We start from the raw sequence: 18,619 nt of genomic DNA, 5'->3' as shown, positions 1-18,619 counted from the left end.
ATCAATCAGAGGGCAGGCAATGTTGTCGATGGCAGAAGGGGTCAGGTTGGTATTGGTCGGGGTGGGTGCGACCGTGGTGATGGACGTGTGGTCGCTGCTCCTGAAAACCTTGGGGGTTGCGACGCTTGACTACGCCATGGTGGGGCGATGGGCGGGTCACCTCTGTCGTGGCACGTTCGTCCATGCCAGTATCGGCAAGGCTACGCCGGTACGTGGGGAAGCCTCCTTGGGGTGGGTGATTCACTATGCCGTCGGCATTGCCTTTGCGGCGCTGCTGGTGGGCCTCTACGGCGTGCAATGGTTGCATGTGCCTACGGGGTGGCCTGCGCTGATAGTGGGCACGGTCACGGTGGTGATTCCTTACTTCGTACTGCAGCCCGCCATGGGCGCGGGTGTGGCGGCGTCTCGCACGGCCACGCCTTGGAGAAATCGTCTGCGAAGCTTGGTGTCCCATGGCGTGTTTGGTGGCGGTTTGTACCTTTCGGCTGTGATGCTTGCGCAAACAGTCGGGTAGGTAAGGCAGCAGTACTGTGCGATGAGGACTTGTGTCCACTTGTGTTTAACGGGGATGCTGGAGGGCCACTGACGAAGGAGTGTTCAAGCATGTGGACTCAAGGACGCGACAGTTTGGCGATCCGCCGTGCCAGCGCGAACGACGCTGCGGCCGTATTGCAGGTGTTCGACGAGGTGATTGCCTGGTTTGTCGCCATCGACAACCCTGGCCAATGGGGCGCTGAGCCCTGGTCGACGTCGCCCCGGCGGGTCGTGCAGGTGACTGAAGCTTGCGCATTGCCCGGCGCATGGGTCGTGGAAGGCCCTGACGGGCGGATTCACGCAGCCTTGGTCCTGGGTGAGCCAATGCCTTATGTGCCTGCGGCAACTGAGCCGGAGGTGTACGTGCGTCTGCTGATCGCCGCACGCGACAGCGGTGTACGTGGCCTGGGCCGGCGTCTCATGGCTTTCGCCGATGAGCACGCCCTTGCCTTGGGAGTGCAGCGCTTGCGGGTAGATTGCTACGGTGGTGGGAGTGGCGATCTGGTGCGGTTTTATGAGTCTTGTGGGTATGAGCGCCTCTCAACGTTCGACGTGGGGGGATGGCCGGGCCAGCTATTGGGGCGCAGTCTTTAGCGCACCGGCACAGGCCAGCACCATCAGCAGCATGACCGCCCAGGCAAATGCGCCGACGCCCCAACCCTGCAGCAACACCCCGCCTGCCAGGCCGCCGCCCGCTATGCCCAGGTTCCAGAAGGTCACCAGCATCGATTGCGCGGCATCGGCCGATTCGCCCGCCGATTGGGCCAGTGCCGTTTGCAGCAATGCAGGCAACCCGCCGAACGCCAAGCCCCATAACGCCACGGCGACGTAGATGACCGCTGGCAGGTGGATCCAGAACGCCAGCGCCAAGGCAATCAGGCCAAACATCGCGCAACTGATCAGCAGCAGCACGCGCAGCCATCGATCAATCAGCACGCCAGCCAGCCATATGCTCAATAACGCCGCAAGGCCGAACACCAGCAGCACCTGGTCGATATCGGCAGCCATTCCTGCCGGCGCCAGCAGCGGCGCGATGTAGGTATAGAGAATGTTGTGGGCCAGTACGTAGGTAAACGTCACCCATAGCACCGGACGAATGCCCGGCAGCGCCAACACTTGGTGCAATCCCAAGCGTTTGCCTGCCGGTTCGCCTGCAAAATCTGGGAGTTGCCAGCGCGCCCATGCCAACAGCACCAGCGTCAGTCCGGTCATGATCGCAAAGCTCAGGCGCCAGCCAACGGCAGCCCCGAGGAAGGTGCCTGCGGGTACACCCAGCGACAGCGCCAGCGGTGCGCCAAGCATGGCCACTGCAATTGCCCGGCCTTGCAGGTGTGGCGCAACCATCCGGCTGGCATAACCGGCCAGCAGCGCCCACAGCAGTCCGGCAAATACACCGGCAAAGAAGCGCGCCACCAGGGTCAGCCCGTAGTGGCTGGAAACGGCGGTCACGCTGTTGACTAAAGCGAAGCCGCCGATGGCCAGCAGTAACACAGGGCGACGTCGCCAGCCTCGGGTCAGCAGCGTCAGTGGAATGGCCGCCAGCAGTGAGCCCAGTGCGTACAGCGTGACCATTTGACCGACCAGCGCGGGCGATACGGCCAGTCCTTCGCCTATTTGCGGTAGGAGCCCAGCGGGCATGGCTTCGGTGAGGATGGTGATGAAGCCGGCGCTGGCCAGGGCAAGCAGTCCGCCCAGCGGCAGTGTTTCGGGTCGGGCGTTTACGGGGGAATCGGTGAGGGCAGTCATCGTGCTCTGTCCATGCAAGAGGGCAAGGCGCCAGAGTAGGGGGCTGTGCCTGGCGGAAAAACAGGCTAAGGTTCCGAACTTATCGGACTTGAATGTCCGCAATCATCAAGGACCCTTTCATGGACAGCCTGGGCAGTCTTTGCGTATTCGTGCAGGTCGCGGAGACCCGCAGCTTCACCGCCGCCGGGCGGGTGCTGGGCGTATCGTCTTCGGCCATCGGCAAAAGCATCGCGCGGATGGAAGAGCGCCTGGGTGTGCGGTTGTTTCACCGCAGCACCCGCAGCATCACCTTGACCAGCGAAGGCGCGCTGTTCCTTGAGCGCTCGCGACGCATCCTGGCCGAGGTCGAAGCCGCCGAGCGAGAGTTGAGCGAAGCCAGCGCCACCCCTCGGGGCAAGTTGCGTATCAGCCTGCCGCAAGTGCGTGGCTTGCTGATGCCGGTGCTCAGCGATTTCATGCGCGCCTACCCGGACATCGAGCTGGATGTGGATTTTTCCGACCGCATGGTGGACGTGATCGAGGAAGGGTTCGACGCGGTGATTCGCACCGGCAAGCCAGAAGATTCGCGGCTGATGGCCCGTCATCTGGGGCATTACCAGTTGGTGCTGGTGGGCACGCCGGGCTATTTTCGCGAATATGGCACCCCGCTACAGCCACAGCACTTGAGCGACCATGCCTGCCTGCGCCACAAGTTCTGCGCGACCGGCAAGCTGGAGCCTTGGCCGTTGCGACTTGCACCGGGCGCCGCCGAGCCCGTCTTGCGTGCGCCGTTGATCAGTACCACCATTGAGTCCCTCAACCACGTGGTGCACGAAGGCTTGGGCATTGCCTGCCTGCCGGACTACATGGTCAACCAGGCCGTGCGCGAAGGACGCCTGCAAAGGGTGCTGGATGATCACCTGGAGCACCGCGGCAGTTTCTGGATGCTCTGGCCCTCCAGCCGCCACGCCTCGGCCAAACTGCGCGTGTTTATTGATCATATGTGTGCCGGGCTGTTTCCTACGGGCGGCGTCGTGTAAGGCTGTGACGTTTTACCGACAGGAATGCGCGCGCCAAGGCCGCGTTCTGTTGCACAATACCGCCCGGACTGTTTTCCTCAGGATTTTCAATGTCGACATCATTTCACTTGCGTAGCCTCGGGCTGGCGCTGGTGCTGGCGGGCGCCGCGGGCTGCTCGTCACCCAAGACCGCCATTTATGAACATGAAAATTTCGACGACTCCGGTACGTTTTCCAGGGATTACCCAGTCACGGACGTCGCAGCGTGTGAAGCCGCGCGGCGTGCCTTGCTGAGCCAGGGCTACATCATCACCAGCAGCGATCCGAAACTGGTCGTGGGTAACAAGAGCTTCCAGCAGACCGGCGAAACCCACCTGCAGATCAGCTTCAACGTGGTGTGTGCCGATGATGGCAAAGGCACCAACCATTCGACGATGTTCGCCAACGCCTTGCAGGATCGCTACGCGCTGAAGAAGGTCAACAACTCCGCGAGCCTGGGTGTGGGCGTGCTGGGCTCGGTGTCGATGCCGATCGGCTCCACCGATGACTCCATGGTGAAAGTGGCCAGCGAGACCGTGTCCGCGCCGAAATTCTACGAGCGTTACTTTGCGCTGGTGGACGTGTTCCTGCCGCAAGAGGTGAAGAAGGCCGAGAACATTCCTGAGAAGCCCAAGGCTGAGCTTGGCGTGCCGGAACCTAAAGCCGCACCCGTCGCCGAGAAGGTCGAGCCGCCGAAGGAAGAGCCCACGGTGTCACAGCCGGTGGCGCCTCCCGTCGAGGCTGCGCCGATTGCACCGATTGCACCGCAGGCCGAGCCTGCACCTGCGCCAACCAATCCCGAGCTGCCACCGCCGACAGAAGCCATTCCGCCGCTGCCGACGCCTGCGCAGTAACTCAGACTGCTACGGGATTCGCCTTGTCGACGTTGATCCCGTAGCGGCTGATGGCTTCACTGACTTTTTCACGCCCCATCACGCCGTCATCCGCCAATGCCTTCAAGGTCGCGAGTACGATGAAGTGCCGGTCCACTTCAAAGAACGCCCGCAGGGTTTCACGCGTATCCGATTGCCCGAAGCCGTCCGTGCCCAGCGCTACAAAACGTCGACCGGGAATGAAGGCGCGGATCTGATCGGCGAAGAGCTTCATGTAGTCGGTCGCCACCACCACCGGCCCGGTTTGCCCGACCAGGCATTGCTCCACATAGCTCATTCGTGGGTCGCTATCCGGGTGTAGCAGGTTCCAGCGCTCCACCTCATGCCCTTCACGGCGCAATTCGGTGAGGCTGGTTGCGCTCCATACATTGCTGCGCACGCCGAAGTCCTTTTCCAGCAGGTCAGCCGCAGCCATCACCTCGCGCAGGATTGAGCCACTGCCCATCAGTTGCACCTGCGCCTGGTTACTTCCAGTCAGCCGGTACATCCCCTTGAGAATGCCGTCTTCCACCCCTTCTGGCATTGCCGGGTGCGGGTAGTTTTCGTTGAGCAGGGTGATGTAGTAGTAGATGTCCTCCTGTTGCACATACATGCGCCGCATGCCCTCGTGAATGATCACGGCCAACTCGTAGGCAAACGTCGGGTCGTAGGACACGCAGCACGGGATAACCGACGACAGGATATGACTGTGCCCATCGTCGTGCTGCAAGCCTTCACCCATCAGCGTGGTGCGTCCGGCCGTAGCGCCCAGCAGGAAGCCACGCGCACGTGCATCGCCTGCCGCCCAGGCGAGGTCGCCGACCCGCTGGAAGCCGAACATCGAATAGAAAATATAGAACGGCACCGTCATCAGGCCGTGGTTGCTGTAGGACGTACTGGCCGCAATCCAGGAGGAAATGGCGCCGGACTCATTCAGGCCTTCCTGCATGATCTGCCCGTCTTTGCTTTCCTTGTAGTAGCTCAGTTGCCCTGCATCCTGTGGGGTATAGAGCTGGCCCACGGCGGAGTGGATACCGATCTGACGGAACAGACTTTCCATCCCAAAGGTGCGTGACTCATCTGGCACGATGGGCACGATCAGTTTGCCCAGATGTGGATCTTTGAGCAGGGTGCCGAGGATACGCACAAAGGCCATGGTGGTGGAGATCGAGCGCTCGCCCGTGTCCTTGAGCTGGGTAGTAAAGGCGCTCAGCTCAGGGATTTGCAACGATTCGACCGCACTGTGTCGTGCCGGTACATAGCCGCCCAAGGCCTGGCGGCGTGCAGTGAAGTAGCGAGCTTCTTCGCTGTCAGCCGCGGGTTTGATGTACGGAATGTCGGCAAGCTGGTCGTCGGCCACTTCCAGGCCGAAGCGGTCGCGGAAAGCTCTTACAGCCTCTGCGCCCATCTTCTTGAGCTGGTGGTTGATGTTCTGGCCTTCACCGGCTTCACCCATGCCAAAACCCTTGACGGTTTTTGCCAGGATTACCGTGGGCTGGCCAGTGTGGCGTACGGCAGCGGCGTAGGCGTTGTAGACCTTGTCCGGGTCGTGCCCGCCTCGTGAGAGTTTCCATATTTCGTCGTCGGACATATCTGCAACCAACGCGAGTAATTCCGGGTATTTGCCAAAGAAATGTTCGCGTACGTAAGCGCCGTTCTGTGATTTGTAGTTCTGATAGTCGCCATCCACGCATTCCATCATGCGTTGGCGCAGCTGCCCGGTCGTGTCTTTGTCCAAGAGCGCATCCCAACCACCGCCCCAGATCACTTTGATCACGTTCCAGCCGGCGGCGCGGTACAGGCTTTCAAACTCTTGGATCACCTTGGCATTGCCGCGCACGGGGCCGTCCAGGCGTTGCAGGTTGCAGTTGACCACGAAGATCAGGTTGTCGAGTTTCTCGCGTCCGGCCAGGGAGATGGCCGCCAGTGATTCCGGTTGGTCCATTTCGCCATCACCGAGAAAGGCCCAGACCTTGCGCCCCTGGTGTTGCTTGAGGCCACGCAATTCCAGGTAGCGCATAAAACGCGCCTGGTAAGCGGCGGTGATGGGCCCGAGCCCCATGGACACGGTGGGAAATTGCCAGAAGTCCGGCATCAGTCGTGGGTGGGGGTAGGATGAGATGCCCTCGCCCCCGGCCTCGCGACGGAAGTTGTCGAGTTGCGTTTCGCTGATGCGGCCTTCCAGGTAGGCGCGGCCATAGATGCCGGGGGAGGAGTGGCCCTGGATGTACACCAGGTCGCCGTCAAAGGTATCGGTACGCCCACGGAAGAAGTGATCGAAGCCTACGTCATACAGCACCGCGGCTGACGCATAGGTCGCAATATGCCCGCCGACACCAGAGTGTTTTCCTGCGCGGAGCACCATCGCCATGGCATTCCAGCGGATATAGGCGTTGATGCGACGTTCTATTGCCAGGTTGCCGGGGTAGGGCAGTTGCCGATCCACCGGGAGGGTGTTGACGTAAGGGGTGGTGACCCGCCCGTAGAAGTCGCCATGCCGCGCCACGTCGAAATCCAGCAACTGATCGATCAGGTAGTGCGCGCGCGGGCGGCCTTCGGTGGACAGCACCGATTCGATGGACTCGAGCCATTCGCGGGTTTCCTGTGGATCATCGTCGCGTCTGACTGCGTTGTTCGGGGTCATATGAGGCTCCAGGGTCGGCGGATTTCAAGTGGCGGGCTCCTTGTGGGAGTACCGGCTAAAGTAATTGCAATTGCAACTACATGACCGAATCTAGCGCGAGATGAGCTACTATTGCAACCTTCTTGAAATGTCCCGGATGGTGTTGCATGTCGTCGAAAGAGCCTGATGTATGGTTCCGTTTTGTCAGGGCTCACAGGACGGTTATCCGTGAAATCGAGCGTCGCCTGGCCGAGGCGGACCTGCCGCCGTATGCCTGGTATGACGCGCTGTGGGGCTTGGAAAGCGGCCCCGATGGCACTCGCCGCATGCACGAATTGGCCGATGTGCTGGCCATCGAGCGCTATAACCTCACGCGTCTGGTCGACCGCCTGGAAAAAGACGGCCTGGTGGTACGTTCGCGCTCCGACGGCGATGGCCGGGCGGCGTTTGCCTCGATCACCGAGGCCGGTCGGGTGCTGCGTAAAAAAATGTGGAAGATCTACGAAAGCACGGTGGATGAGCTGTTCCTGTCACAGATCGAGCCCGAGCAGCGCCAGTGCTTTGCCGACGCACTGGAGCGCACCGCCGGGCTGGCGATGGACGCGGGCGTCCAGACCCGCAGCCGCCGCAAAACTTAAGAACCTTGTAGGAGCCGGCAAGCCGGCTCCTACAGTCCAGCGCGGTCCATTGCATAGCGATTCATCGCGGCCTGCACCTGCCGTGCGTCGATCCGCCCTTCATCCGCCAATGCCCTGAGCGCCGATACCACGATCCAATACCGACTCGGTGCCGCCGCCTGCACCGACCCCGCGCCCAGCGCCACAAAGCGTGCATCCACGTGCGCCGCTAACTGATCGACAATCGCCTGCGGATAGCCGGTCACTGCAATCACCGGCGCTGCATTTCCGTCCAGGCATTCACGTAAATGGCAACTGCGCTTGGGCGCTGTGGGGTGCAGGCGATTCCAGCGTTCAGCCACTGCAGCCTCACGCGCCAGTCGTGTGTAGCTGGGGCAGCTCCACAGTTGCGCGGTGATGTCCCAGTCCTGTTCCAACAGCTGCTTGGCCTGCAGCACCTCTTCAAGCGCCCGGCCTGCACCGAGCAGTCGCACATCCGCAGGGGTGTCAGGATGGAGTCGGTACATGCCCTTGAGCGCGGCTTTTCGGTCCGGTTCACTCAGGGGCGCCGCGCTTTCATGATCATGCAGGGCCAGGTAATAGAACCCGGGTTTGCCGTCGACATACAGGCTACGCAACGCCGCCAGCACAATCGCTCGGGCTTCCTCGCCGGAGGCCGGGTCATACGGCGTGCAGCGCGGGTGGGTGGCGAGCCATAACGGCAGGGAAGGCTGCGCGCCCTTGGGCCACCGGGAGGGTTGGTTTTCTATATCGTTGCACAGGATGCCGCGCTGTTGTGTGGCGTCCGACAACGCACTCAACTGCGCCGACGAGTGCGCGCTGTGCAGGTACAGCAAGGGTTTTTCGGCAGTGTTGCGTGCAAACCAACTGGGCCAGTTACCCACACGCCGGGAGTGTGACTGGCCGCGAATCACCCAGGCCTGCCGGCTGAATTCCAGGGTGTTGGCCATGCTCATCACGGTATACAGCGGTGTGCTGTCGACGGTGGCGGTGGTGTTCAATGCGTCGATACAGCGTTGCGCGGCGTGAGCAGTAGTGGCGGACATCGGGAGGTTCACCTGGCGACGAATGCCACTACCTTAAAGGAAATTTGTATTTGATTGCAATTGCAATCATTGCAATAGTTCCTCAAGTCCCAGGTGCTAAATCCCGGTAACGCTGCTACGTTTAATCCCTAAGTGCAGGAACGTCATGGCGCCGACATTTTTTCGTCATCACGGCACTTTAGGCTGGTGATGCAGGTCATTTATCTGCAGCCACACTTAACTCAAGAAGGAGTCCACCATGGACGATTACCAGGAAGAACTGTTGGAGTACCACGCGATCGAGTTGGACCCGCTGGAACCGGCTGACGATGCAACAGAGCTGTAACACCGACTTCAGGCGGAATGCCGCTGACTGCGGCGAAATTCCCCTGGGGTCTGGTTGTTCCACCGCCTGAAGGCCCGTTGAAACGCCTGGGCCGAGGCAAAACCGAGCAAGTAGGCGATCTCGCCGAACGCCAGTTCCGTATCGCGAATGTAGGTCATGGCCAGGTCGCGGCGGGTGTCGTTGAGAATTGCGCGGAACTGAGTGCCTTCGTCGGCCAGTTTGCGGCGCAGCGTCCAGGTAGGCAGCTTCAAGCGTGCCGCCACTTCTTCCAGGTCGGGTTCCCGGCCGCCATTGAGCATCGGCCCGAGCAACCGGGTAATGCGCTCGCGCAGGCTGCGGGTGCGGGTCAATTGCTCCAACTCTCGCTCACACAGTTGTAACAACAGGTTCCAGGTGCTGGGGCAATGCTGTGGGTTGCGCAGGGCCAGGGTTTGCTGGTTGAGGCGTAATTGGTTGGCCTCGGCGCCGAAGTGGATGTCTCCCAGCACGCTGTACTGATCGCTGTATTCCGGCGCTTCAAATTCGATGTCGATGCGTTGTGCCTGCACCGGCTGCTGGGCCAGGCTCGACAGTTGATGCAGCCAGCCGGCGATGATCGAGTCCACCACAAAGCGGTTGTAGGCGTTGTAGGGGCTGATGGAATAGAAGCGCAGCCAGGCGCCTTCAGCATCTTCGACAAAGCTCGACTGCCCGCGATAATTGGAGCCGTACAGCGCTTCGAAGCGGGTGAGTGCACGCGCCGCTTCGCGCACGTTGGGGGCCTGGGCGGCGGTGACGCCCGCCAGTCCGCCTTGGCTCAGGCGGCTGAGTTGGCCCATGCGCAGCCCCAGGCCCGGATCGCCGGTGAGTTGGATGGCCGCATGGCCAAGACGCATGTAGCGCGGGATCGACAATCGTGCACCGGCCTCAGCCAGGCGCGCCGGGTCGAGGCCGTATTGCAGCAGCAGTGGCTGCGGGTCCAGGCCGTGGCTGTGGATGGCGTCGGCCAGGGCGTGCACGAAGCCCACCGACAAATCCCCCAGCCGTACGGGCTTCACAGCCAGATATTCAACAGGCGCGCGCCACGGGCTTCGCCATCGGCGTTGATTTGCCCGTTGCTGCTGAGAAAGCTGTGCCCGGCAGTGCCCAGGTCCCAGAACTGGCCGCGCAGGAACACGCTTATGCCGGCGCTGGCCTGGCTGATGGGTTGCTGGCTGATCAGCGTAAGCCGACGCCAGGCTTCGCCCTCACTGAGTTCTTCGGGCTTGAGGCTGATTTCGGTCGGCGTGGACACGCTTTTGAAGCCGCGCCACGGGCGGTCCCAGGTATCACGACCCAGCACAAAAGCCGGCACCGCGATCAATTGCGCGCCTTGTTCGTTGAGTTTGCGGTAGTTGTCCGGGTACCAGCTATCGCTGCCCACCAGTACGCCCAAGCGGCCAGCCGGAGTGTCGACCACGCTGACGACATTTTCGTCACCGGGCTCGATAAAGCCGCGCTCATCGTAGATCGGGTAGAGCTGGCGTTGCGGATCGCCGATCGGCAAACCATCGGCGGCAAACACCACGCTGGCGTTGTACAAGGCGCCATGGCCGACGCGCAGTTGGCCCTGGCTCACACTCGGGTTGGGCAGGGTGATGGAGCCGGCGACCAATGTGACCCCGAACTCCTTGGCCAGGCCGCCGAACAGCACTTGGTAGTCCCGTGCCATGCCGTCGGCTTTCATGCGCAGGTAGGCGTCATCGGTGCGGTTATCACCGGTGGCGCTGATCCAGGCGCGGGCGAACAGCAGCGGGTTGCTCACCGACATCCAATTCATCGCATCTTTGGCGTGGAGGGCCTGGTACACCTCGTTTTTCTCGCCGGTGAGCATCAGCCAGGTGCCGATATGCTCGGGCAGTACCACGATGGTCTTGTCGTTGATCAGCCCCTGGTCCCGCGCTTTTTGCAGGTAGGCCGCAAGTTTCAAGTGCAGGCGTTCAAGGCTCTGGTAGTCGGCCGGGAACAGCTCCGGCTGGATGCCCAGCAAATTGCCGCGGTCGGCTGGCAGGCCTTCATTGACGGCGAGGGTGATGCGCAGGTCCGACAGGTAATGCGCCACGGGGCGCTCCTGGGTCCAGACCAGATACGCGGCGACGGCGGCAACCAGGGCCATTGTGACAGTAAAAGCTAGAAGTTTACGCATGGGGGAACAGACAACAGACCGTGTGCAGGGTTCGCGACTAGGGTAGGGCCCATGAACGGGCTTGCCAAGGGGCGCTGCGCATTTGGATCAATAACTTGTCAGTTTCAGTCATTGAGCCGTCGTCCACCGCCTCTTAGTCTGTGGGACATAAACCGATGGCAGGCCATTCGAGCCTTCCACGTCCCGTGATGATCCGTTGTGGAGCTTGACCATGACCGCTGCTGCCTACCCGCACCTGCTGGCCCCGTTGGACCTGGGTTTTACCACCTTGCGTAACCGTACCCTGATGGGCTCGATGCACACCGGCCTGGAAGAAAAGCCCGGCGGTTTCGAGCGCATGGCGGCTTACTTTGCTGAGCGCGCCCGTGGCGGCGTGGGCTTGATGGTCACTGGCGGCATTGGGCCGAATGACGAGGGCGGTGTGTATGCCGGTGCGGCCAAGCTGACCACTGACGAAGAAGCGCAGAAACACAAGATCGTGACCCAGGCCGTGCACGAAGCCGGCGGCAAGATCTGCATGCAGATCCTCCACGCTGGCCGGTATGCCTACAGCCCCAAGCAGGTAGCACCGAGTGCGATCCAGGCGCCGATCAACCCGTTCAAACCCAAGGAACTGGACGAAGAGGGCATCGAAAAGCAGATCCAGGATTTCGTCACCTGCTCGCTGCTGGCCCAGGTCGCCGAGTACGACGGCGTTGAAATCATGGGCTCCGAAGGTTATTTCATTAACCAATTCCTCGCCGCTCACACCAACCACCGTACCGACCGCTGGGGTGGCAGCTACGAAAACCGTATGCGCCTGGCCGTGGAAATCGTGCGCCGTGTGCGCGAGGCCGTGGGCCCGAACTTCATCATCATCTTCCGCCTGTCGATGCTCGACTTGGTGGAAGGCGGCAGCACCTGGGAAGAAATCGTACAACTGGCCAAGGCCATCGAAGGTGCCGGCGCGACGATCATCAACACCGGGATCGGCTGGCATGAAGCGCGTATCCCGACCATTGCTACCAAGGTGCCCCGAGGCGCTTTCAGTAAAGTCACCGCCAAGCTGCGCGGTGCGGTGCAGATTCCGCTGATCACTACCAACCGCATCAACACCCCGGAAATCGCCGAGCAGATCCTCGCCGAGGGCGACGCCGACATGGTCTCCATGGCGCGGCCGTTCCTGGCCGACCCGGACTTCGTCAACAAGGCTGCCGCCGGGCGTGCCGATGAGATCAACACCTGCATCGGCTGCAACCAGGCGTGCCTGGACCACACCTTCGGCGGCAAGTTGACCACCTGCCTGGTCAACCCGCGGGCGTGCTACGAGACTGAACTCAATTACCTGCCGGTCAAACAGATCAAGAAGATCGCTGTGGTGGGCGCCGGTCCTGCGGGCCTGGCGGCTGCCACGGTGGCGGCAGAGCGCGGGCATCAAGTGACCCTGTTCGATTCCGCCAGCGAAATCGGCGGCCAGTTCAACATTGCCAAGCGTGTGCCGGGCAAGGAAGAGTTCTTCGAAACCCTGCGCTACTTCAAGCGCAAATTGCAGACCACCCACGTCGAGCTGTGCCTCGACACCCGCGTCGATGTGGCGCAACTGACGGCAGGCGGTTATGACGAGATCATCCTCGCCACCGGCATTGCGCCGCGTACCCCGGCGATTCCAGGCGTCGACAACGCCAAAGTGCTGAGCTACCTGGACGTGATCCTGGAGCGCAAGCCCGTGGGCAAGCGCGTTGCGGTGATCGGTGCGGGCGGTATCGGTTTTGACGTGTCGGAATTCCTCGTGCACCAGGGCGTGTCCACCAGCCTCGATCGCGAAGCGTTCTGGAAGGAGTGGGGCATCGACACCCAACTGCAGGCCCGTGGCGGCGTGGCCGGGATCAAGGCCCAGGTGCATGCCCCGGCGCGTGAAGTGTTCCTGCTGCAGCGCAAGACCTCCAAGGTCGGCGATGGCCTGGGCAAGACCACCGGCTGGATCCACCGCACCGGCTTGAAGAACAAACAGGTGCAGATGCTCAACAGCGTCGAATACCTGAAGATCGACGATGAAGGTCTGCACATCCGCATCGGCGCCGAGGGCGAACCCCAGGTGCTGGCGGTGGACAATATCGTCATCTGCGCCGGCCAGGACCCGCTGCGCGAATTGCAGGACGGCCTGGTCGCGGCCGGCCAGAACGTGCACCTGATCGGCGGCGCCGATGTGGCGGCCGAGCTGGACGCCAAGCGCGCCATCAACCAGGGCTCGCGCCTCGCCGCCGAGCTGTAAGACCCGGAACGGGGCGGTGTTAGACTACCGCCCCGTTTTTCATGCAGATGTCCTCCGATGGGTCCCTTCGATTGGCTGCCCCACGCACCGCTTGAACCTTTGCGCCTGGATTGGCTGAAAGGTGTCGAGCTGGCCGTGTTGCGCCTGGACCGCATTGACCCGCTGATCAGCGGCAACAAGTGGTTCAAGCTCACCGGGCACTTGGCGCAGGCGCTGAACGCTCGCGGCATCATCAGCCTGGGCGGTGCGTATTCCAACCATTTGCACGCGTTGGCGGCGGCGGGGAAACGCTTCGGTTTTCCTACGGTTGGCCTGCTGCGTGGGCATCCTCAAGACAACCCCACAATCCAAGACTTGAAAGCCTTCGGCATGCAGCTGCATTGGCTGGGGTATGGCGGCTATCGTGCGCGGCATGAGCCGGATTTCTGGCTGCCGTGGCGCGAGCAATATCCCCATCTACATCCCGTGCCCGAAGGCGGTGGCGGGCTTGTCGGTGCCATAGGCTGTGGTGTGCTGGTCGAGCAGGCTCGCGCGCAGTTACCCACGCTGGGCTGGGCGGATTACGACGCGTGGTGGTTGGCGGCGGGTACGGGAACCACTTTGGCCGGATTGGTGCTGGCAGAAGCGGGCGCGCACCCGGTGTATGGTGCCATGGCGGTGCCGGATGACCACGGCGTGGCACAGAACGTCGACGCCCTCGTGCAAGGCGGCTATGAACTGCTGGACGCCAGCCGAGGTGGCTTCGGCAAAATCGACCCGGTGCTGCTCGACTTCATCGACGCCACGCAACAGGCCTGCGGCTTGCCCTTGGAGCCGCTCTACACCGGCAAGGCCTTACTCGCATTGAAGCAACAGATCGAGGCCGGGCGTTTTTCCCCCGGCGCTCGCCTGATTTTCGTTCATACCGGCGGTCTTCAGGGCAACCGGGGCTTCACGGGTTAGCGCGCTTACCCGGCATCATGCGCAACGCCGTGTTGTCCCGCAGGATGTAATGGTGGGCAATCCCCGCCAGCGCATGCAGCCCGATCAGCCAATAACCGACCTTGCCGAACCACACATGCCAGCCTTCGATCTCCTTGGCCAGTGCCTTGTTCTCGCCGATCAACGGCGGCAGTTCCATTCCGTAGAACATCACCGAATGCCCCTCGGCACTGACGATCAGCCAACCGGCAATCGGCATGCCGATCATCAACGCATAGAGCGCCACGTGCATCAGGGTTGCCAACAGACTTTGCCACTGCGGTGGCGCCGGTACGATCTTCGGCGCCACGCCCAGGCTGCGTGCGAACAACCGCAGCCACACCAGCACAAACACGGTGAGGCCGAACATAAAGTGCATCTCGACGATCAACGTCCGCGCACCGCTGCCTTTGGGAAACTGGCCGCGTAACTCAATGCAGGCGTAGACCACCGCCAGCAGCACCACCATCAACCAGTGCAACGCGATCGACATGGTGCTGTAGCGTGTATCGGAGTTTTTCCACGGCATCGCTGGTTTCCTCACTCATCAGGGCAAACCTCCATTCTTTGGTGATGGAGTCCGTTAACTGTATGCCGGTTTTGAGCGGTTTGCCTGGCGTAAATGCCCTGGTATTGACCTCGGTCAGTGGCTCTGCGGCATTTCCCCGCGGGCCAGCCGTGCGTTGATGTCGGTGATGACCGCGGGCAGGTCATTGATCGTGTCGATCAGGTAGTGCGGGCGCGAGCCTTCGAACATCGCCTCGATCCGTTTGCGCTCGCTGGCCAGGGTCGCGGCATCCAAGCTACGGAACTGTTCGTAGGTCAGGCCCAGCGCATTGCCGGAACAGGTCAGGGCCACGGTCCACATGCCGGCGCGACGGCCTTCGAGGATGCCCGGTACGGTGTCGTCGACCTTCACGCACGCCGCCACATCGTCAATGCCCAGGGCGATCACGTTGGCCAGGGCCTGGGCCGGCCAGGGGCGACCGTTGGGCACTTCATCGGTGGCAACCACGTGGTCGGCGATGTAGCCATTGGTGGCGGCCAGGGCGACGACTTTATCCATGACTTGCTTGGGGTAGCCGGAGCAGGAACCGATCTTGATGCCTTGCACACGCAACCGGGCGATGGTGTCGAGGGCGCCAGGGATCAGCGCCGAGTGTTCGGCGATCTTTTCGATCTGCAAGGGCATGAAGCGCTGGTAGATGGCAGTTACGTCGTCATCGGTGGGCGTGCGGCCAAAGGCCTTGCGGTAGCGCTCGGCGACCTGCGGTTGGTCGCAAAGGGTGCGGATGTGGTCCCACTTGCCCATGCCCATCGGGCCACGGGCTTCTTCGATGGAGACTTGCACGTCGAACTCGGCAAAGGCCTCGACAAAGATCTGCGTCGGTGCGAAGGAGCCGAAATCGACCACGGTGCCGGCCCAGTCGAGGATCACCGCTTGCAGGGTGTTGGGGTTCTGATAGTTCATGCGTGTGCTCCGGAAGAAGAAAGGGTGATGCCCATGGCGTGCAGTACGTCGGCGATGGCGGTGACAGCGGCGTGCATGTCGGCTGCATCCACATGCCCGATGCAGCCCACGCGGAAAGTTTCCACCTGAGTCAACTTGCCTGGGTAAAGGATGAAACCCTTGGCCTTGACCCGTTCGTAGAAGTCCTTGAACTGGTAGCGCGGGTCTTGTGGGGCGTGGAACGTAACGATGATCGGCGCCTGGATTTCAGCCGGCAGGAAGCTGCGCAGGCCCAGTTCGGCCATGCCGTCGAGCAGTGCGTGGCAATTGCGCGCATAGCGTTGATGACGGGCGGGCAGGCCGCCTTCCTCGGCGTATTGCAGCAGCGCTTCGTGCAGGGCCGCCACCACATGGGTCGGCGGGGTGAAGCGCCATTGGCCGGTCTTGGCCATGTAGGCGTGCTGCTCGAACAGGTCCATCGCCAGGGAGTGGCAATTGCCTTGGGCCGCAGCCAGTGCCTGTTTATCGGTGAAGACAAACCCCATCCCCGGCACGCCTTCCAGGCACTTGCCTGACGCGGCGATCAACGCGTCGAAAGGCACTGCGCGGGCATCGATCGGCAACGCACCAAAGGAACTCATGGCATCGATGATCAGGCGCTTGCCGTGGGTTTTCACGACCTGGGCGATCTCGGCCAGCGGGTTGAGGATGCCGGTGCTGGTTTCGCAATGGATCAGCGCGACGTGCGTGATGGCCGGGTCGGCTTGCAGCAGACGGTCCACATCGGCAGGAGTAGTGGGTTGGTCTTCGGCGGTTTCAAAGGTGCTGAACTCGCGGCCCAACACTTCACAGATTTTCGCCAGTCGCTTGCCGTAGGCACCGTTGATCAGTACCAACACCTTGCCGTTGCGCGGCACCAGGGTGCCGATGGCAGCTTCGACGGCGAAGGTGCCGCTGCCTTGCAACGGTACGCAATGGTGGCTGGCCGCGCCGTCGATGATTGCCAGCAACTGCTCACAGACGCTGGCGGTGAGCTGGTTGAAGCGGTCGTCCCATGAACCCCAGTCCACCATCATCGCCTGGCGGGTGCGGGCGGAGGTGGTCAGCGGGCCGGGCGTGAGCAGGATGGGCGTCGTCATTACAAGTCCTCGCGAAGCATCGGATGAATCTACGGCGCCTAAATTGCAGTTTGGCTTGTCATCAATCAAATTGTTTGTTGTTATGCGAGCTATCAGTGAGGCCGATAGCTATGAACCTGTTTCAACTGCGTGCATTCGATGCCGTGGCCCGCGAGGGCAGTTTTACCCGTGCGGCGGCGCGGTTGTTCATCAGCCAGCCGGCGGTGACCGGGCATATCAAGGCACTGGAAGAGCATTACCAGATTCCGCTGCTGCGCCGCACCGCCAGGCGCGTGGAATTGACGGAGGAGGGCGCGCGGTTGGCGGCGATCACCCGGGCCATCTTCGGCCTGGTGGACGAAGCGCAGACGATGCTGGAGGCCAATCGCCAATTGCTCATCGGGCGCTTGGAAGTCGCAGCCGACGGCCCGCACCTGGTGATGCCGATGATCGCCAGCTTGCGTGCGCGCTACCCCGGCATCACCGTGAACCTGCGCCTGGGCAATGCCCAGGAAACCTTGGCGGCGTTGTTGTCCGAGCATGCGGATGTGGCGGTGCTCACCGAAGTGGAGCCGCGCAACGGCCTGCATCTGCAACCCTTGAACGAATCGCGGATTTGCGCGCTGGTGCCGGCCAGTCACCCGTGGGCGGCGCTGCCCAAGGGGATCCGCCTGGAGCAACTCAATGAGGTGATCATGGTGCTGCGCGAGCCGAGTTCCATCACCCGGCGTACGTTCGATGACGCCTGTGTCGCAACTGGCGTACAGCCCAAGGTGCTGCTGGAACTGGATAGCCGTGAAGCTGTGACCGAAGCCGTCGCCGCTGAATTGGGCGTAGGCGTGGTGTCGTCCATGGAGGTCAGCCCGGACCCGCGGGTACGCGCCGTACCGATCCAGGGCGATGGGCTGGTGAACCGGCACATGCTCGGCTGCATGGAGCGGCGCCGCTCGCTGCGCCTGATTCAGGCGTTTTTCGAGTTGGCGCCCTGACGGTTTTTTGGTGGAACGTTGCGTTTTTGCGCTATAAACTCTGCCCCCAAAGCGCCGGCCAGTAGACGTTTGGGCGCGATGGACAAAAGAGAGTGAGTCATGGGCGCACAGTGGAAAGTCAAACATAAAGAAGCGGCAGCCAATGCCAAGGGCAAGATCTTCGGCAAGCTGGTGAAAGAAATCACCATCGCTGCCCGCAACGGCGCCGACACCTCCACCAACGCCCACCTGCGTCTGGTGGTGGAACAGGCCAAAAAGGCCTCGATGCCCAAGGAAACCCTGGACCGCGCCATCAAGAAAGGCGCCGGTCTGCTCGGCGAAACCGTGCAATACCATCGCGTCACCTACGAAGGCTTCGCGCCGCACCAGGTGCCGCTGATCGTCGAGTGCGTGACCGACAACATCAACCGCACCGTGGCGGAAATCCGCGTGGCCTTCCGCAAGGGTCAACTGGGCGCTTCCGGTTCCGTGGCCTGGGACTTCAACCACGTCGGCCTGATCGAAGCCTCGCCGGATAGCCCGGACGCCGATCCGGAAATGGCCGCTATCGAAGCCGGCGCCCAGGATTTCGAAGAGGGTGAAGAAGAAGGCACCACCCTGTTCATCACCGAGACCACCGACCTCGACGCCGTACAGAAAGCCTTGCCGGAGCAGGGTTTCACCGTGCTGTCGGCCAAGCTGGGTTACCTCTCGAAGAACCCGGTGAGCGGTTTGAGCGATGAGCAGATGGCCGAGGTTGAAGCCTTCCTCGAAGGCTTGGACAACCATGATGACGTGCAGGATATGTTTGTCGGGTTGGCAGGCTGATTTTTAGCAGGATACATGTGATCTAAATGTGGGAGCGGGCTTGCTCGCGAATGCGGTGT

17 protein-coding genes are annotated in these 18,619 nt (G+C 62.0%); 9 read left to right on the top strand and 8 right to left on the bottom strand.

Going from position 1 to position 18,619, the window contains the following annotated elements; translation table 11 throughout:
- Positions 1-19 precede the first annotated feature (19 nt).
- Entirely contained in the window at positions 20-514 is a 495-nt protein-coding gene (locus CI807_RS25975) for a DUF2938 domain-containing protein (RefSeq protein WP_095016804.1), read from the top strand.
- Positions 515-603: 89 nt separating this feature from the next.
- The gene (locus CI807_RS25970) at positions 604-1,128 is read left to right on the top strand and encodes a GNAT family N-acetyltransferase (protein ID WP_095016803.1); all 525 of its coding nucleotides are present in this window, start codon (positions 604-606) and stop codon (positions 1,126-1,128) included.
- On the opposite strand, the gene CI807_RS25965 is transcribed toward CI807_RS25970, so the two are convergent.
- Complete coding sequence (locus tag CI807_RS25965) at positions 1,108-2,280, bottom strand: MFS transporter (RefSeq protein WP_095016802.1); 1,173 nt, start codon at positions 2,278-2,280, stop codon at positions 1,108-1,110. The two genes, CI807_RS25970 and CI807_RS25965, sit on opposite strands and share 21 nt — an antisense overlap.
- Before the next feature lie 119 nt (positions 2,281-2,399).
- Here CI807_RS25965 and CI807_RS25960 point away from each other — a divergent pair, with 119 nt between their 5' ends.
- On the top strand, positions 2,400-3,299 hold the full coding sequence (locus CI807_RS25960; RefSeq protein ID WP_095016801.1) for a LysR substrate-binding domain-containing protein: 900 nt from the start codon (positions 2,400-2,402) through the stop codon (positions 3,297-3,299).
- Positions 3,300-3,388: 89 nt separating this feature from the next.
- On the top strand, positions 3,389-4,171 hold the full coding sequence (locus tag CI807_RS25955) for a DUF2242 domain-containing protein (protein ID WP_095016800.1): 783 nt from the start codon (positions 3,389-3,391) through the stop codon (positions 4,169-4,171).
- Position 4,172: 1 nt separating this feature from the next.
- Here the strand turns inward: CI807_RS25955 and aceE are convergent, their stop codons facing one another.
- On the bottom strand, positions 4,173-6,833 hold the full coding sequence (gene aceE, locus CI807_RS25950; protein ID WP_095016799.1) for a pyruvate dehydrogenase (acetyl-transferring), homodimeric type: 2,661 nt from the start codon (positions 6,831-6,833) through the stop codon (positions 4,173-4,175).
- A gap of 146 nt (positions 6,834-6,979) precedes the next feature.
- On the opposite strand from aceE, the gene CI807_RS25945 reads away from it, so the two are divergent.
- A complete protein-coding gene (locus tag CI807_RS25945; protein WP_016978026.1) occupies positions 6,980-7,450 on the top strand; it encodes a MarR family winged helix-turn-helix transcriptional regulator in 471 nt (156 codons plus the stop codon).
- 29 nt (positions 7,451-7,479) lie between these two features.
- Here the strand turns inward: CI807_RS25945 and CI807_RS25940 are convergent, their stop codons facing one another.
- The 3 genes from CI807_RS25940 to CI807_RS25930 all read right to left on the bottom strand — a co-directional run bounded on the left by CI807_RS25940 (position 7,480) and on the right by CI807_RS25930 (position 10,985).
- Positions 7,480-8,496, bottom strand: a complete 1,017-nt coding sequence (locus CI807_RS25940; RefSeq protein WP_095016798.1) for a pyruvate dehydrogenase — start codon at positions 8,494-8,496, stop codon at positions 7,480-7,482.
- Positions 8,497-8,829: 333 nt separating this feature from the next.
- Positions 8,830-9,858: an AraC family transcriptional regulator gene (locus CI807_RS25935; RefSeq protein WP_068935074.1), complete on the bottom strand. Its 1,029-nt coding sequence runs from the start codon at positions 9,856-9,858 to the stop codon at positions 8,830-8,832.
- On the bottom strand, positions 9,855-10,985 hold the full coding sequence (locus CI807_RS25930) for a carbon-nitrogen hydrolase family protein (RefSeq protein WP_095016797.1): 1,131 nt from the start codon (positions 10,983-10,985) through the stop codon (positions 9,855-9,857). Before CI807_RS25930 ends, CI807_RS25935 begins: the two co-directional genes overlap by 4 nt.
- Positions 10,986-11,196: 211 nt before the next feature.
- On the opposite strand from CI807_RS25930, the gene CI807_RS25925 reads away from it, so the two are divergent.
- Together CI807_RS25925 and CI807_RS25920 are read left to right on the top strand one after the other, a co-directional pair.
- Positions 11,197-13,236 carry an NADPH-dependent 2,4-dienoyl-CoA reductase gene (locus tag CI807_RS25925; protein ID WP_095016796.1) on the top strand — a complete coding sequence of 680 codons (2,040 nt, stop codon included), beginning with the start codon at positions 11,197-11,199 and terminating at the stop codon, positions 13,234-13,236.
- Between the two features lie 57 nt (positions 13,237-13,293).
- Positions 13,294-14,178, top strand: coding sequence for a 1-aminocyclopropane-1-carboxylate deaminase/D-cysteine desulfhydrase (locus tag CI807_RS25920; protein ID WP_095016795.1), 885 nt, complete (start codon positions 13,294-13,296; stop codon positions 14,176-14,178).
- On the opposite strand, the gene CI807_RS25915 is transcribed toward CI807_RS25920, so the two are convergent.
- The 3 genes from CI807_RS25915 to CI807_RS25905 all read right to left on the bottom strand — a co-directional run bounded on the left by CI807_RS25915 (position 14,168) and on the right by CI807_RS25905 (position 16,785).
- On the bottom strand, positions 14,168-14,725 hold the full coding sequence (locus CI807_RS25915) for a cytochrome b (protein WP_016976132.1): 558 nt from the start codon (positions 14,723-14,725) through the stop codon (positions 14,168-14,170). The genes CI807_RS25920 and CI807_RS25915 overlap by 11 nt on opposite strands.
- Before the next feature lie 114 nt (positions 14,726-14,839).
- Entirely contained in the window at positions 14,840-15,667 is an 828-nt protein-coding gene (gene phnX / locus CI807_RS25910; protein ID WP_095016794.1) for a phosphonoacetaldehyde hydrolase, read from the bottom strand.
- The gene (locus CI807_RS25905) at positions 15,664-16,785 is read right to left on the bottom strand and encodes a 2-aminoethylphosphonate--pyruvate transaminase (RefSeq protein WP_095016793.1); all 1,122 of its coding nucleotides are present in this window, start codon (positions 16,783-16,785) and stop codon (positions 15,664-15,666) included. The genes phnX and CI807_RS25905 overlap by 4 nt, the downstream gene beginning before the upstream one ends.
- Before the next feature lie 110 nt (positions 16,786-16,895).
- Here CI807_RS25905 and CI807_RS25900 point away from each other — a divergent pair, with 110 nt between their 5' ends.
- The gene (locus CI807_RS25900; protein ID WP_095016792.1) at positions 16,896-17,753 is read left to right on the top strand and encodes a LysR substrate-binding domain-containing protein; all 858 of its coding nucleotides are present in this window, start codon (positions 16,896-16,898) and stop codon (positions 17,751-17,753) included.
- A 99-nt stretch (positions 17,754-17,852) separates the two neighbouring features.
- On the top strand, positions 17,853-18,560 hold the full coding sequence (locus tag CI807_RS25895; protein ID WP_016976136.1) for a YebC/PmpR family DNA-binding transcriptional regulator: 708 nt from the start codon (positions 17,853-17,855) through the stop codon (positions 18,558-18,560).
- Positions 18,561-18,619: the final 59 nt, after the last annotated feature.

Origin of the sequence: Pseudomonas sp. NS1(2017), assembly GCF_002269425.1 — a bacterium.
GTDB lineage: Bacteria > Pseudomonadota > Gammaproteobacteria > Pseudomonadales > Pseudomonadaceae > Aquipseudomonas > Aquipseudomonas reactans.
This window is presented reverse-complemented; position numbering and strand designations above follow the sequence as displayed.

Coding starts and splice junctions, on each gene's coding strand:
- aceE (WP_095016799.1), bottom strand. CDS start 6,833: ATGACCCCGAACAACGCAGTCAGACGCGACGATGATCCACAGGAAACC.
- CI807_RS25900 (WP_095016792.1), top strand. CDS start 16,896: ATGAACCTGTTTCAACTGCGTGCATTCGATGCCGTGGCCCGCGAGGGC.
- CI807_RS25945 (WP_016978026.1), top strand. CDS start 6,980: ATGTCGTCGAAAGAGCCTGATGTATGGTTCCGTTTTGTCAGGGCTCAC.
- CI807_RS25940 (WP_095016798.1), bottom strand. CDS start 8,496: ATGTCCGCCACTACTGCTCACGCCGCGCAACGCTGTATCGACGCATTG.
- CI807_RS25915 (WP_016976132.1), bottom strand. CDS start 14,725: ATGCCGTGGAAAAACTCCGATACACGCTACAGCACCATGTCGATCGCG.
- phnX (WP_095016794.1), bottom strand. CDS start 15,667: ATGAACTATCAGAACCCCAACACCCTGCAAGCGGTGATCCTCGACTGG.
- CI807_RS25970 (WP_095016803.1), top strand. CDS start 604: ATGTGGACTCAAGGACGCGACAGTTTGGCGATCCGCCGTGCCAGCGCG.
- CI807_RS25905 (WP_095016793.1), bottom strand. CDS start 16,785: ATGACGACGCCCATCCTGCTCACGCCCGGCCCGCTGACCACCTCCGCC.
- CI807_RS25895 (WP_016976136.1), top strand. CDS start 17,853: ATGGGCGCACAGTGGAAAGTCAAACATAAAGAAGCGGCAGCCAATGCC.
- CI807_RS25955 (WP_095016800.1), top strand. CDS start 3,389: ATGTCGACATCATTTCACTTGCGTAGCCTCGGGCTGGCGCTGGTGCTG.
- CI807_RS25930 (WP_095016797.1), bottom strand. CDS start 10,985: ATGCGTAAACTTCTAGCTTTTACTGTCACAATGGCCCTGGTTGCCGCC.
- CI807_RS25920 (WP_095016795.1), top strand. CDS start 13,294: ATGGGTCCCTTCGATTGGCTGCCCCACGCACCGCTTGAACCTTTGCGC.
- CI807_RS25960 (WP_095016801.1), top strand. CDS start 2,400: ATGGACAGCCTGGGCAGTCTTTGCGTATTCGTGCAGGTCGCGGAGACC.
- CI807_RS25975 (WP_095016804.1), top strand. CDS start 20: ATGTTGTCGATGGCAGAAGGGGTCAGGTTGGTATTGGTCGGGGTGGGT.
- CI807_RS25965 (WP_095016802.1), bottom strand. CDS start 2,280: ATGACTGCCCTCACCGATTCCCCCGTAAACGCCCGACCCGAAACACTG.
- CI807_RS25925 (WP_095016796.1), top strand. CDS start 11,197: ATGACCGCTGCTGCCTACCCGCACCTGCTGGCCCCGTTGGACCTGGGT.